This window comes from Streptomyces sp. NPDC086766 (genome assembly GCF_044746005.1).
Lineage (GTDB): Bacteria > Actinomycetota > Actinomycetes > Streptomycetales > Streptomycetaceae > Streptomyces.
Window position 1 is genome coordinate 107,211 of record NZ_JBIVBI010000001.1, and the last position, 13,904, is coordinate 121,114.

Annotated in this window: 13 protein-coding genes; 8 read left to right on the forward strand and 5 right to left on the reverse strand. The window is 71.3% G+C overall.

From position 1 onward, the window contains the following. Positions 1 to 29 precede the first annotated feature (29 nt). The 6 genes from ACIPM1_RS00460 to ACIPM1_RS00485 all read left to right on the forward strand — a co-directional run bounded on the left by ACIPM1_RS00460 (position 30) and on the right by ACIPM1_RS00485 (position 5,936). On the forward strand, positions 30 to 2,120 hold the full coding sequence (locus ACIPM1_RS00460) for a glycoside hydrolase family 31 protein (RefSeq protein WP_402426913.1): 2,091 nt from the start codon (positions 30 to 32) through the stop codon (positions 2,118 to 2,120). A gap of 119 nt (positions 2,121 to 2,239) precedes the next feature. After that, on the forward strand, positions 2,240 to 3,310 hold the full coding sequence (locus ACIPM1_RS00465; protein ID WP_402426916.1) for a PhoH family protein: 1,071 nt from the start codon (positions 2,240 to 2,242) through the stop codon (positions 3,308 to 3,310). 14 nt (positions 3,311 to 3,324) lie between these two features. Continuing rightward, the gene (ybeY, locus tag ACIPM1_RS00470; protein ID WP_356180923.1) at positions 3,325 to 3,822 is read left to right on the forward strand and encodes an rRNA maturation RNase YbeY; all 498 of its coding nucleotides are present in this window, start codon (positions 3,325 to 3,327) and stop codon (positions 3,820 to 3,822) included. Beyond that, positions 3,819 to 5,123 carry a hemolysin family protein gene (locus ACIPM1_RS00475; protein WP_402426919.1) on the forward strand — a complete coding sequence of 435 codons (1,305 nt, stop codon included), beginning with the start codon at positions 3,819 to 3,821 and terminating at the stop codon, positions 5,121 to 5,123. The genes ybeY and ACIPM1_RS00475 overlap by 4 nt, the downstream gene beginning before the upstream one ends. Next, positions 5,120 to 5,479: an MmcQ/YjbR family DNA-binding protein gene (locus ACIPM1_RS00480; protein ID WP_402426922.1), complete on the forward strand. Its 360-nt coding sequence runs from the start codon at positions 5,120 to 5,122 to the stop codon at positions 5,477 to 5,479. Before ACIPM1_RS00475 ends, ACIPM1_RS00480 begins: the two co-directional genes overlap by 4 nt. Before the next feature lie 91 nt (positions 5,480 to 5,570). Then, on the forward strand, positions 5,571 to 5,936 hold the full coding sequence (locus ACIPM1_RS00485) for a cytidine deaminase (protein WP_402426925.1): 366 nt from the start codon (positions 5,571 to 5,573) through the stop codon (positions 5,934 to 5,936). A 144-nt stretch (positions 5,937 to 6,080) separates the two neighbouring features. Here ACIPM1_RS00485 and ACIPM1_RS00490 read toward each other — a convergent pair whose 3' ends face one another. After that, on the reverse strand, positions 6,081 to 6,419 hold the full coding sequence (locus ACIPM1_RS00490; protein ID WP_402426928.1) for a P-II family nitrogen regulator: 339 nt from the start codon (positions 6,417 to 6,419) through the stop codon (positions 6,081 to 6,083). After that, positions 6,416 to 7,729 (reverse strand): ammonium transporter, encoded by a 1,314-nt coding sequence (locus ACIPM1_RS00495; RefSeq protein WP_402428120.1) that lies wholly within the window; start codon positions 7,727 to 7,729, stop codon positions 6,416 to 6,418. The genes ACIPM1_RS00490 and ACIPM1_RS00495 overlap by 4 nt, the downstream gene beginning before the upstream one ends. A 185-nt stretch (positions 7,730 to 7,914) precedes the next feature. Here ACIPM1_RS00495 and era point away from each other — a divergent pair, with 185 nt between their 5' ends. Next, positions 7,915 to 8,868, forward strand: a complete 954-nt coding sequence (era, locus tag ACIPM1_RS00500; protein WP_356180936.1) for a GTPase Era — start codon at positions 7,915 to 7,917, stop codon at positions 8,866 to 8,868. 67 nt (positions 8,869 to 8,935) lie between these two features. Here era and ACIPM1_RS00505 read toward each other — a convergent pair whose 3' ends face one another. From ACIPM1_RS00505 to ACIPM1_RS00515, 3 genes are all read right to left on the reverse strand, one after another. Next, positions 8,936 to 10,240 carry a GH1 family beta-glucosidase gene (locus ACIPM1_RS00505; protein ID WP_402426931.1) on the reverse strand — a complete coding sequence of 435 codons (1,305 nt, stop codon included), beginning with the start codon at positions 10,238 to 10,240 and terminating at the stop codon, positions 8,936 to 8,938. A gap of 108 nt (positions 10,241 to 10,348) precedes the next feature. Continuing rightward, on the reverse strand, positions 10,349 to 10,615 hold the full coding sequence (locus ACIPM1_RS00510) for a protealysin inhibitor emfourin (RefSeq protein ID WP_402426933.1): 267 nt from the start codon (positions 10,613 to 10,615) through the stop codon (positions 10,349 to 10,351). A gap of 21 nt (positions 10,616 to 10,636) precedes the next feature. Further along, entirely contained in the window at positions 10,637 to 11,707 is a 1,071-nt protein-coding gene (locus ACIPM1_RS00515) for a M4 family metallopeptidase (protein ID WP_402426936.1), read from the reverse strand. Between the two features lie 358 nt (positions 11,708 to 12,065). On the opposite strand from ACIPM1_RS00515, the gene leuA reads away from it, so the two are divergent. Then, on the forward strand, positions 12,066 to 13,787 hold the full coding sequence (gene leuA, locus ACIPM1_RS00520; protein ID WP_356180949.1) for a 2-isopropylmalate synthase: 1,722 nt from the start codon (positions 12,066 to 12,068) through the stop codon (positions 13,785 to 13,787). Positions 13,788 to 13,904: the final 117 nt, after the last annotated feature.

Below are 13,904 nucleotides of genomic sequence, written 5' to 3' on the forward strand. Positions count from 1 at the left end.
GTGACTCCCTCCGTCGAAGGACATGCGTCGTGCGCAGACCATCACCCACGCCCCGACTGCTCCTCGCCGCCCTGCTCCTGGCCCTCGCCCTCCCCGTCGGCACCTCGGCCGGGACCACCGCGCAGGCCGCCCCCGAACCCGCCGGCGCCCCCCGGGTCCACCCCACCGCCGGCGGACTCGCCCTCACCGTCCCGCGCAGCGGCGACGCCCCCGGCTACACCGTCGATGTGACGGCACGTCAACTCTCCTTCGCCGTACGCCGGTCCGGCCGCACCCTTCTCGCCACCGCGGACGGCGACACCGGAGCCCTGCGCTTCCGCACCGGCGAGGACTGGCAGCACGCCACGCGGCTCACCGGCTGGTCCTGGACGAAGGGCGTCCTCACCCTCACCGCCGCCACCACCGCCCCCGGCGCCACCGTCGAGGCCCGCCTCACCCCGCGCGCCGACCGCTACCTGCTCGACTGGCAGGTCCGCGGCACCACCCCCGACCGCCTCGGGCTCGCCTACGACCTGAAGTCCGCCGGGCACTGGTACGGCCACGGAGAGGCCCAGACCCCCAAGGGCGGCCCCGCCACCGACCAGCCCTGGCCGCTCGACACAGGACAGGTCGTGCACCCGTCCTTCAGCCCCGCCTCCTACTACATGATCGACCCGTTCTGGTTCACGTCCAGCGCCACCGGGCTGCACGTCGACACCGGTCAGGTCATGTCCGTGGGGATCAACGAGAGCGAGGACGGCCTCGGCCGGTTCGACATCGACTCCGCCCAGCCGTACCGGGCGACCGTCTTCGTGGAGTCCACGCCCCTGGAGGTCTACCGCGACTACGTCGGCGTGGTCGGCCGGCCCGCCAAGAGCGACGCCACCGACGCGCAGTACGCCCGGCCGGTGTGGAACTCCTGGGCGCAGTTCTACACCCACGTCGACCAGGCCAGGTTGCTCGACTACGCGCAGGACCTGCACGACCACGGCGTGCGCGGGCACACCATCCAGCTCGACGACAAGTGGGAGTCCAACTACGGGAACATGACCTTCGACGAGAAGGCCTACCCGGACCCCAAGGCCATGTCGCGCAGGATCCACGACCTCGGCTTCGACTTCGGCCTCTGGGTGACCCTGTGGATCAACCTCGACTCCGACCAGTACCGGTACGCCGCCGACCACGGCTACCTGCTCAGGGACCCCGCCCACCCGGACGCGCCGTGCCGGGTCACCTGGTGGAACGGCACCGCCGGGATCGTCGACCTCGCCGACCCGGACGCCCGCGCCTGGTACGTCGGCCGGCTCAAGAACCTGATGAGCGCCTACGGCATCGACGGGCTGAAGTTCGACACCCGCTTCTTCGACGACCGGTGCGCCCCGAGCCCCGGCCACAAACCCACCGACTACCAGCGGCTCGGCGCCGAGCTCGCCGACGAGTTCGACCTGCAGGGCGTCGGCATCCGCGTCCACTGGGACAGCACCGCCCACCGCGCCGGATTCGTCACCCGGCAGGTCGACAAGGGCACCGGCTGGAACTCGCTGCGCGCCTCCGTCACCCAGAACCTGGCCATCTCCACGATCGGCTACCCGTTCGTCACCACCGACATGATCGGCGGCTCCAGCGGCCAGCCCGCCCCGAGCAAGCAGGTCCTGGTCCGCTGGGCCCAGTCCGCCGCCCTCCAGCCGCTGATGTACTCCTCCACCTCGCCGGTCGACACCATCGACGTGACCACCGGCCGGAAGGTGACCTACGACGAGGAGACGGTCGCGCTGTACCGTGCGGCGATCGCGCGCCACGAGCGCCTCGCGCCCTACATCCTCGACCAGGTGCGGCACACCCTGCGGACCGGCGACCCGATCATGCGGCCGCTGTTCTTCGACTTCCCGCGGGACGCGGCCGCCTACACCGTCACCGACGAGTGGATGCTCGGCCCGGCCGTCCTGGCCGCCCCCCAGCTCTCCGACAGCCCCACCAGGACCGTCCACCTGCCCGCGGGCACTTGGTACGACGCCGGGCAGGGCCGGCGGATCCACGGCCCGAGGACCCTCACGGGCTACGCCACCCCGCTCGGCGTCACCCCCGTCTTCGTGAGGGAGGGCGCCCCGGGCGCGGCCGAGGCCCTGCGCGCCCTGCGCTGACCGGTCCGTCGAAAAGCCCTTCGGCCCTGTCACCTCCGCGTCGTACCCTTGGAATCGCGAGGCCGCCCTCAGCTACGCGGCCGTGAAGAGGAGGAACCGCAGGCCTTCAGCGCCGGCCCATGACTCAGACACCCACAGCCAGCAGCCCCGCGCAGGGGCAGGCGAGAGCGCAGTTCACCGTCCCCGCCCAGCACCCCATGGTGACCGTGCTGGGTTCCGGCGACTCCCTCCTGCGCGTGATCGAGAAGGCCTTCCCGGGGGCCGACATCCACGTCCGGGGCAACGAGATCAGCGCGGTCGGCGCCCCGGCGGAGGTCGCCCTCATCCAGCGCGTGTTCGACGAGATGATGCTGGTGCTCCGCACCGGGCAGCCGATGACGGAGGACGCAGTGGAACGCTCGATCGCCATGCTGAAGGCGAGCGACAACGGGGAGAGCGACGGCCAGGAGACCCCGGCCGAGGTCCTCACGCAGAACATCCTGTCCTCGCGCGGCCGCACGATCCGCCCCAAGACGCTCAACCAGAAGCGGTACGTCGACGCGATCGACAAGCACACGGTCGTCTTCGGCATCGGCCCCGCGGGCACCGGCAAGACCTACCTCGCCATGGCGAAGGCGGTGCAGGCCCTGCAGTCCAAGCAGGTCAACCGCATCATCCTGACCCGCCCCGCGGTCGAGGCGGGAGAGCGCCTGGGCTTCCTCCCGGGCACCCTCTACGAGAAGATCGACCCCTACCTGCGCCCGCTGTACGACGCCCTGCACGACATGCTCGACCCCGACTCGATCCCGCGCCTGATGGCGGCGGGCACGATCGAGGTCGCGCCGCTGGCGTACATGCGCGGCCGCACCCTGAACGACGCGTTCATCATCCTGGACGAGGCGCAGAACACCAGCCCCGAGCAGATGAAGATGTTCCTCACCCGGCTCGGCTTCGACTCGAAGATCGTGATCACGGGTGACGTGACGCAGGTGGACCTGCCGAACGGCACGAAGTCCGGGCTGCGCCAGGTCCAGGAGATCCTGGAGGGCGTCGAGGACGTCCACTTCTCCCGGCTGACGTCCCACGACGTCGTCCGGCACAAGCTCGTCGGCCGTATCGTCGACGCGTACGAGAAGTACGACACCAAGCACGGAGCGGAGACCGGCGCGCACAAGGGCGGCCGGGCGAAGTCCGGGCACAAGGGGAAGTAGACAAGCACAGCGCCATGTCGATCGACGTCAACAACGAGTCCGGAACCGAGGTCGACGAGCAGGCGATCCTCGACATCGCCCGCTACGCACTCGCGCGGATGCGCATCCACCCGCTCTCCGAGCTCTCGGTGATCGTCGTGGACGCCGACGCCATGGAGCAGCTGCACATCCAGTGGATGGACCTGCCGGGGCCCACGGACGTCATGTCCTTCCCGATGGACGAGCTCCGTCCGCCGTCGAAGGACGACGAGGAGCCCCCGCAGGGCCTCCTCGGCGACATCGTGCTCTGCCCCGAGGTCGCCGCGAAGCAGGGCACCGAGGCTCCGACGGGGCACACCATGGACGAGGAGCTCCAGCTGCTCACCGTGCACGGCGTGCTCCACCTGCTCGGCTACGACCACGAGGAACCGGACGAGAAGGCCGAGATGTTCGGCCTGCAGGCCGCCATCGTGGACGGCTGGCGCGCGGAGAGGGGCCTGACCGGCCCGTCCCCGGCTCCGACCGTCTCATGAGCCCGCAGATCGTCCTCGGCGCGATCGCGCTCGTCGTCGTCGCGTGGCTCGCCGCCTGCGCGGAGGCGGGCCTCGCGCGCGTGTCCAGCTTCCGTGCCGAGGAGGCCGTGAAGTCCGGCCGCCGCGGCAGCGCGAAGCTCGCCCAGGTCGCCGCCGACCCGACCCGCTATCTCAACGTGGCGCTGCTGGTCCGCGTCACCTGCGAGATGGCGGCGGCCGCGCTCGTCACGTACGCCTGCCTCCAGGAGTTCGCGGGCACGGCCGAGGCGCTGGTCGTCGCCATCGCCGTCATGGTCCTGGTCTCGTACGTCGCCGTCGGGGTCTCCCCGCGCACCATCGGCCGCCAGCACCCGCTGAACACGGCGACCGCCGCGGCGTACGTGCTGCTGCCGCTGGCGCGGATCATGGGGCCCATCCCGCCCCTGCTGATCCTCATCGGCAACGCGCTCACCCCCGGCAGGGGCTTCCGCCGCGGCCCGTTCGCCTCCGAGGCGGAGCTGCGGGCGCTGGTCGACCTCGCGGAGCAGGAGTCGCTGATCGAGGACGAGGAGCGCCGGATGGTGCACTCGGTCTTCGAGCTCGGCGACACCCTGGTGCGCGAGGTCATGGTCCCGCGCACCGACCTGGTGGTGATCGAGCGCTACAAGACGATCCGCCAGGCCCTCACCCTCGCCCTGCGCTCCGGTTTCTCCCGCATCCCGGTGACCGGCGAGAGCGAGGACGACATCGTCGGGATCGTGTACCTGAAGGACCTGGCCCGCAAGACGCACATCAGCCGGGACGCCGAGAGCGAACTGGTCTCCACGGCCATGCGCCCGGCGGTCTTCGTGCCCGACACCAAGAACGCCGGCGACCTGCTGCGCGAGATGCAGAAGGACCGCAACCACGTCGCCGTCGTCATCGACGAGTACGGCGGCACGGCCGGCATCGTCACCATCGAGGACATCCTTGAGGAGATCGTCGGCGAGATCACCGACGAGTACGACCGCGAGCTGCCGCCCGTGGAGGACCTCGGCGAGGACCGCTACCGCGTCACCGCCCGCCTCGACATCACCGACCTCGGCGAGCTGTACGGCCTGGAGGAGTACGACGACGAGGACGTGGAGACCGTCGGCGGGCTGCTCGCCAAGGCGCTGGGCCGCGTGCCCATCGCCGGGGCCTCCTCGGTCGTCGAACTGCCCGACGGCCGCGAACTGCGACTGACGGCGGAGGCCGCCGCGGGCCGCCGCAACAAGATCGTGACGGTGCTGGTGGAGCCGGTCGGACCGGCGGACCCGCCGCAGGAGACGGAGGCGGCGTGACCCCGCGGGAACTGCGCGCCCTCTGCCTGTCGTTCGAGGCGGCGGTGGAGGACTTCCCGTTCAACCCCGAGACCTCCGTCTTCAAGGTCCAGGGCCGTCTCTTCGCCCTGTCGGCCCTGGACGCCCGCCCGCTGACGGTCAACCTCAAGTGCGACCCGGAGGACGCGATCCGCCTGCGCGCGCGGTACCAGGGCCTGATCGTCCCCGGCTACCACATGAACAAGCGCCACTGGAACACGGTCACCGCCGACGGCGGCCTCCCCGACCGGCTCCTGCGCGAACTCGTCGAGGACTCCTACGACCTGGTGGTGGCGGGCCTCCCGCGCGCCGAGCGCCTGCGCCTGGACCGTCCGTAGGACGCGAGGGACCCGGTGCCGGGGTGACCTCGGCGGCCGTGGGTGGGGCTCCGTGTGCGTGGCGTCCGGTACGGCTTCGTATGCTCGGGGCATGACCGACAGCAACGCGCTCGATCCCGAGGACCGCAAGATCGTCACCCTGGCCCGCTCGGCGCGGGCCCGCAACGGTGTGCCGGAGGGGGCCGCCGTGCGGGACGACACCGGCCGCACCTACGTCGCCGGGACGGTTCACCTGGCGTCGCTGAAGCTGAGCGCCCTGCAGACGGCGGTGGCGATGGCGGTGGCGTCCGGGGCGCAGTCGCTGGAGGCGGCGGCGCTGGTCAGCGAGACGGAGGGCGTCGCGCCCGCGGACCTGGCCGCCGTCTCGGACCTCGGCGGGCCCAGGACGCCGGTGCTGCTCGCCGGTCCGGACGGAGCCGTCCGGCTGACCGTGCCGGCGGGCCCGGCCGCCCAGTAGCCCGCGGATCCCGCAGATCCGGCCGTCCTGCCGATCCGGCCGGCCGGCGCCGACGACCCCGCCGACCGTGTGTCGACGGGGTCGTGGTGTCCGGCGTTCGGTGTTCGCCGTGGTCCGTGGGGTGCGGCGTGCGGTGCCGGGGGCTCAGAGCGCGTCGGGGCCGCGCTCGCCCGTGCGGACCCGGACGACCGTCTCGACGGGCACGGCCCACACCTTGCCGTCGCCGATCTTCCCGGTCTGCGCGGCCTTCACGACCGCCTCGATGACGGCCTCGGCGTCCGCGTCCTCCACGACCACCTCGATACGGACCTTGGGCACCAGGTCCACGCGGTACTCGGCGCCGCGGTAGACCTCCGTGTGGCCGCGCTGGCGGCCGTAGCCGCTCGCCTCGGTCACGGTCAGCCCGTGCACGCCGAGCTCCTGGAGCGCGGTCTTGACCTCGTCGAGGCGGTACGGCTTGACGACGGCGGTGATGAGCTTCATGACTGGGTCTTGACCTTCTGGGCGGCGGAGACGAGAGCGGACGCGGCGACCGGGGCGCCGTGGCCCAGGACCCCGTGATCGTAGGCCGTCTCGGCGTGCACCGTAAGGTCCAGGCCGGTCTGCTCCTCGTCCTCGCTCGCCCGGAAGCCCATCAGCTTGTCGAGCAGCTTGCCGAGGCCGTAGGTCGCGGCGAAGGCGTACACCGCCACGGCCACCACCGCCACCAGCTGTTTGCCGAGCGGGGCGAGCCCGCCGCCGTAGAGGAGCCCCTCGGCGCCGCCGGTCATCGCCTTCACCGCGAACAGGCCGATCAGGAGCGTGCCGACGATGCCGCCGACCAGGTGGACGCCGACGACGTCGAGCGAGTCGTCGTAGTTCAGCTTGAACTTCCAGCTCACGGCGTAGCTGCACAGCACACCGGCGGCCAGCCCGACGACCAGGGCGCCGACCAGGGAGACCGTGCCGCACGACGGGGTGATCGCGACCAGGCCCGCCACCGCGCCGGAGGCGGCGCCCAGCGTCGTCGGGTGCCCGTCGCGCTTCTGCTCGACGAACAGCCAGCCGAGCAGGCCGGTGCAGCCCGCGGCGAGGGTGTTGAGGAAGGCGGCGGCCGCGAGGCCGTTCGCGCCTAGCGCGGAACCCGCGTTGAAGCCGAACCAGCCGAACCAGAGCAGCCCGGCGCCCGTCACCACCATCGGCAGGTTGTGCGGGCGCATCGCGTCCTTCCTGAAGCCCAGCCGCGGCCCGAGGACCAGGCACAGCGCCAGCCCCGAGGCACCGGAGGTGATCTCGACCGGCAGCCCGCCGGCGAAGTCGAGGGCGCCCAGGTCGGCCCCGATCCAGCCGCCGGGACCCCACACCCAGTGGGTGACCGGAACGTATACGAGCAGCGCCCAGACCGGCACGAAGAGCAGCCACGCCCCGAACTTGGCCCGGTCGGCGATGGCCCCGCTGATCAGCGCCGCCGTGATGATCGCGAAGGTGAGCTGGAAGGTGGCGAACAGCACGGTGGGCACGGTGCCGTGGACGCTGTCCGGGCCGAGGCCCGCCATGCCGGCGTGCCCCAGCCCGCCGACGAGTCCGGCGAAGGCGTCGTCGCCGAAGGCCAGGGAGTAGCCGCCCGCCAGCCACACCACCGTCACCAGGGCGATCGACACGAAGCTCATCATCAGCATGTTGAGGACGCTCTTCGTGCGGACCATGCCGCCGTAGAAGAGGGCGAGCCCCGGGGTCATCAGCAGGACGAGGGCGGTGGCGGCGAGCAGCCAGGCGGTGTCACCGGTGTCGATGTGCGCGGCGGCCAGGGGCACGGATTCCACGGGCGGGTCTCCTCGGAACGGGGGTTCGTCCGAGCCTCACCGGCCCGCGTTTCCTGTCGCGTACGGCCGTGTTTCCATGACGTTTCGTGTTGCGCGGGGGTTTCCGGAAGCTCACCGCGGACGGCCTGGGGACGCGGGGTGCGGCGGTGCTTCGTGGATCAGGGAGAATGGGCGCCATGAGCGTGCGTACCCAGTCATCCGAGCAGCCGGCCGAGACCGTTCACCGTGCCGGCTTCGCCTGCTTCGTGGGCCGCCCCAACGCGGGCAAGTCCACCCTCACGAACGCTCTGGTCGGGCAGAAGGTGGCGATCACCTCCAACCGGCCCCAGACCACGCGGCACACCGTGCGCGGCATCGTGCACCGCCCGGACGCCCAGCTGATCCTGGTGGACACGCCGGGTCTGCACAAGCCGCGCACCCTGCTCGGCGAGCGCCTGAACGACGTGGTGCGCACCACCTGGGCGGAGGTCGACGTGATCGGCTTCTGCCTGCCGGCCGACCAGAAGATCGGCCCCGGCGACCGCTTCATCGCCAAGGAGCTGGCGGGGATCAAGAAGACCCCGAAGGTCGCGATCGTCACCAAGACCGACCTGGTGGACCCCAAGGCGCTGGCCGAGCAGCTCATCGCCATCGACCAGCTCGGCGAGGAGCTGGGCATCACCTGGGCGGAGATCGTGCCGGTGTCGGCGACCGCCGGAAAGCAGGTGGACCTGCTGGCGGACCTGCTGATCCCGCTGCTGCCCGAGGGCCCCGCGCTCTACCCCGAGGGCGACCTGACGGACGAGCCCGAGCAGGTGATGGTGGCCGAGCTGATCCGGGAGGCGGCGCTGGAGGGCGTCCGCGACGAGCTGCCGCACTCGATCGCCGTGGTGGTGGAGGAGATGCTGCCGCGCGAGGACCGCCCCGCGGACAAGCCGCTCCTCGACATCCACGCGAACGTCTTCATCGAGCGGCCCAGCCAGAAGGGCATCATCATCGGCCCCAAGGGCAAGCGCCTGAAGGACGTCGGCATCAAGTCCCGCAAGCAGATCGAGGCCCTGCTCGGCACCCCCGTCTTCCTCGACCTGCACGTGAAGGTCGCCAAGGACTGGCAGCGCGACCCGAAGCAGCTGCGCCGGCTGGGGTTCTAGACCGGTTCCGGACCGCCGGCGCGGACCGGGCCGGCGGTCGGCGACCCGCCGCCCGGCCGGCCCGTGGTCAGGGCTGCGTCCGCAGCACGTCCCGGTACCAGGCGTACGACGCCTTCGGCGTCCTCTCCAGCGTCTCGAAGTCCACGTGCACCAGCCCGAACCGGCGTGCGTACCCCTCCGCCCACTCGAAGTTGTCCAGCAGCGACCAGACGAAGTAGCCGCGCACGTCGACGCCCGCCTCGATCGCCCGGTGCAGGGCGCGCAGATGACCGTCGAGGTAGGCGATGCGCTCCCGGTCGTCGAGGCCCTCGTACGAGCAGCCGTTCTCGGTGATCATGAGGGGTGGGAGGCGGTCGCCGTAGCGGTCGGCGAGGTGGGTGAGCAGCTCCGTGAGCCCCTCCGGGACCACCGGCCAGCCGAAGTCGGTGACCGGGCGGTCCTCGATCTCGCGCAGCGAGAAGGGCAGTTCGGCGGGCAGGGCCACACCGCCGACCTCGGTCTCCGCGCCCCGCGGGGCGCCCACCCGCGCCGGGGCGTAGTAGTTGACGCCGTACCAGTCGATCGGCTCGGCGACGGTCCTCAGGTCCGCCTCCACGTCGCCCGGCATCAGCTCCCCGATGCCGTCCGGGTAGCGGCCGAGCAGCAGCGGCTCGCAGAACAGGCGGTTCAGCAGCAGGTCGTAGAAGTCCGCCGCCGCCACGTCGGCCGGGTCCGGGGACGCGGGCCAGGTCGGTCCGTGCGAGTTGGCGATGCCGATGTCCGCGGCCCCGGCCGCGCGCAGCGCCCGGACCGCCAGGCCGTGCGCCAGCAGCTGGTGGTGGGCGACGGGGAGGGCGTCGAACAGCAGCCGTCTGCCGGGCGCGTGCACGCCCAGGGCGTGGCCCAGCAGGGTGTGCTCGGCCGGCTCGTTGAGCGTGATCCACGTCGGGACGCGGTCGCCGAGGCGCTCGGCGGTCACCGCCACGTGGTCGGCGAACCGCGCGGCGGTGTCCCGTTCCAGCCAGTCGAGCTCCGCCGGCAGGTCCCAGTGGAACAGCGTCGGCACCGGGCGCACGCCCACCGCGCACAGCTCGTCCACCAGGCGGTCGTAGAAGTCGAGGCCGCCGGGGGAGCTCACCCGGGGCCAGGACACCGAGAAGCGGTACGCGTTCACGCCGAGGCCGGCCAGGAGCGCCACGTCCTCGCGGTGGCGGTGGTAGTGGTCGCAGGCCACCGCCGCGGTGGAGCCGTCCTTCACCCGTCCCGGCTCGGCCGTGAACGTGTCCCACACGGACGCGCGGCGCTCGTCCGCCGCCCCCTCGATCTGGTGCGCCGAGGTCGACACGCCCCACAGGAAACCGGCCGGGAACTGCGGTATCGGGTCCGTCGCCATGCGCGGATCATCCGTACCGCCGGTAACGGATGTCAACGGCCGTGCGGGAAAAGGAAGTTCAGTCCCAGGCAGGCGCGTGCGGGGCCCGGCGCGGCGGGCGGGGGCCGCTCACGCGCCCTCCTTCAGCACGCGTGCGACCAGCTCGCGCTGCTCCCGCGTCAGCCGGGGGTCGGCGAAGTACACCGTCCTGCCGTCCACGGTCAGCTCGTAGCCGAAGCCGTCCGGTACTCCGAGCGGTGGTGTGCCCTGGCCGTCGGCCAGCGCCTTCTCGGCCAGGGCTCGCCACTCGTCGGCGTCGGGCCGCCCCGAGGTGTCCACCTCGGCGTGGCGCTCGATGCCCGCGAATCCGCCCGTGCGCCTTACTTCGATACGCATGGGTCCCTGTCTAGTACGGAACTACAGCGTGCGCACCCCGACCTGCTCCCAGGCCTTGCGCACGGCCTCCAGTTCCTCGCCCTCGCCGTAGCGCTCCCGCGCCGTGGAGACCGTGAGGGTGGCGAAGTCCGCGAACATCGCGTCCTGCTTGAGCCGGCCGCCGGTCAGCACGTCGTACCAGATCTGCCCGGCCCGCTCCCAGGCGTGGCCGCCGAGCGCGGTGGCCGCGAGGTAGAAGGCGTGGTTGGGGATGCCGGAGTTGATGTGGACGCCGCCGTTGTCCCGTCCGGTGCGGACGAAGTCGTCCATCGTCGCCGGCTGCGGGTCCTTGCCGAGGACGTCGTCGTCGTAGGCCGTGCCCGGCTCCTTCATGGAGCGCAGCGCCTTGCCGGTCACCCGCGGGGCGAGCAGCCCGGCGCCGATCAGCCAGTCGGCCTCGGCGGCGGTCTGGCCGAGCGAGTACTGCTTGATCAGCGAGCCGAAGACGTCGGAGAGCGACTCGTTGAGCGCGCCGGGCTGGCCGAAGTACGTCAGGTTGGCGGTGTACTGGGTGACGCCGTGGGTCAGCTCGTGGCCGATGACGTCGATCGGGAGGGTGAAGTCGAGGAAGATCTCGCCGTCACCGTCGCCGAACACCATCTGCTCGCCGTTCCAGAAGGCGTTGTTGTACTGGTTGTCGTAGTGGACGGTGGCGTTCAGCGGCAGCCCGTTCGCGTCGATCGAGTCGCGCTCGTACGCCTTCAGGTACAGCTCGAAGGTGGCGCCGAGGCCGTCGTAGGCGCGGTTGACGGTCGCGTCCTTGTTGTCCTTCTCGCCCTCGGAGCGGACCTTCGTGCCGGGCAGGTCGGTGCCGTGCCGGAGGTCGTAGATGGTGCGGTGCGGCTTGCCGGCCTCGGCCGCGGCGGGCGCGGCGACGGTCGGGGCGCCGATGACCGTGGTCAGCCGGCGGTGGGTGCGCTCGTAGGCGTCGCGTTCCAGGGTGCGGCGCGCGGGATCGGCGAGCGCGGGGTCCTCGTGCCGCGCGACGCGGTCGAGGACGTGGGGCGGCACGATCGTGCAGAAGACGGGCTCGAAGCCCCCGTTGTGGGTCATGCCCGGCACCATCGCACTCGGTTATGCCAATGTCACTACCCGCAACCATGATTGGTGAAATATCCGGGCACGCGAGGTAACGCTCCGTGGTGAAGCGCCCGGGCGGGGCGGTCGGCGTGATATGGCGCACTGATTGTCCTATTCGTCCCTCTGGTTTCGCATACTGGGACAGGCCCGCGCATCCGGCGCGGCTCGGCTAGGCTGCGGAGCATCATGCGTTTCGGGCTGCTTCTTCTTAGCTGCCGCGGCGAGGGCCTGTAGTCGAGGCCGACTCCCTCCCCGCGGAGTGTGGCGTTGCGCCGTCGGCCGTCCTTCCGGACCCGCGGACCCGCGGACTTTTCGAGGAGCCCACGCCCCCATGGCCAACCGCCAGCAGCCCAGTTCCCTGCCGATCCGCAAGTACGGCCGGTACGAGCAGGTCGACATCCCCGACCGCACCTGGCCCGACCAGCGGATCACCACCGCCCCCCGGTGGCTCTCCACCGACCTGCGGGACGGCAATCAGGCCCTGATCGACCCGATGTCCCCGGCCCGCAAGCGCGCCATGTTCGACCTGCTGGTCCGGCTGGGCTACAAGGAGATCGAGATCGGCTTCCCGGCCTCCGGCCAGACCGACTTCGACTTCGTGCGCTCGATCATCGAGGAAGAGGGCGCGATCCCCGACGACGTCACGATCTCCGTGCTGACCCAGGCCCGCGAGGACCTGATCGAGCGGACCGTGGAGTCCCTGAAGGGCGCCCGGCGCGCCAACGTCCACCTCTACAACGCGACCGCCCCGGTCTTCCGCCGGGTCGTCTTCCGCGGCTCCAGGGAGGACATCCGGCAGATCGCCGTCGACGGCACCCGCCTGGTCATGGAGTACTCGGAGAAGCTGCTGGGCCCGGAGACCGAGTTCGGCTACCAGTACAGCCCCGAGATCTTCACCGACACCGAGCTGGACTTCGCCCTGGAGGTCTGCGAGTCGGTCATGGACGTCTGGCAGCCCGGCCCGGACCGCGAGATCATCCTCAACCTGCCCGCCACGGTGGAGCGTTCGACGCCGTCCACGCACGCGGACCGCTTCGAGTGGATGCACCGCAACCTCTCCCGGCGCGAGTTCGTCTGCCTGTCCGCCCACCCGCACAACGACCGCGGCACCGCCGTCGCCGCCGCCGAGCTGGCCGTGATGGCCGGCGCCGACCGCGTCGAGGGCTGCCTGTTCGGGCAGGGCGAGCGCACCGGCAACGTCGACCTGGTCACCCTGGGTATGAACCTGTTCTCGCAGGGCGTCGACCCGCAGATCGACTTCTCCGACATCGACGAGATCCGCCGTACGTGGGAGTACTGCAACCAGATGGAGGTCCACCCGCGCCACCCGTACGTGGGCGACCTGGTCTACACGTCCTTCTCCGGCTCCCACCAGGACGCCATCAAGAAGGGCTTCGACGCCATGGAGGCCGACGCGAAGGCCAAGGGCGTCACGGTCGACGACATCGAGTGGGCGGTCCCGTACCTGCCGATCGACCCCAAGGACGTCGGCCGCTCCTACGAGGCCGTCATCCGCGTCAACTCGCAGTCCGGCAAGGGCGGGGTCGCGTACGTCCTGAAGAACGACCACAAGCTGGACCTGCCGCGCCGGATGCAGATCGAGTTCTCCAAGATCATCCAGGCCAAGACGGACGCCGAGGGCGGCGAGGTCACGCCGAAGGACATCTGGGCGGCCTTCCAGGACGAGTACCTGCCCAACCCGGAGAACCCCTGGGGCCGCATCCAGGTCAGGACCGGCCAGTCGACCACCGACACCGACGGCGTGGACACCCTCACCGTCGAGGCCACCGTCGACGGCGAGGACACCGTGCTGACCGGCTCCGGCAACGGTCCGATCTCGGCCTTCTTCAGCGCCCTGGAGTCCATCGGCGTCGACGTACGCCTGCTCGACTACCAGGAGCACACGATGAGCGAGGGCGCCTCCGCGCAGGCCGCCTCGTACATCGAGTGCGCCATCGAGGACAAGGTCCTGTGGGGCATCGGCATCGACGCGAACACGACGCGTGCGTCGCTGAAGGCGGTCGTCTCGGCCGTCAACCGCGCGGCCCGCTGACCGGTCCCACCGGGGAATTCGGGGCTCCGGCCGCCCACCGCGGCGGCCGGGGCCCCGTCGCATCTCGGCCATGTGTCCGTGCAGGTCACGGAAAGGTCTCGTCCGGGGTACTGACTC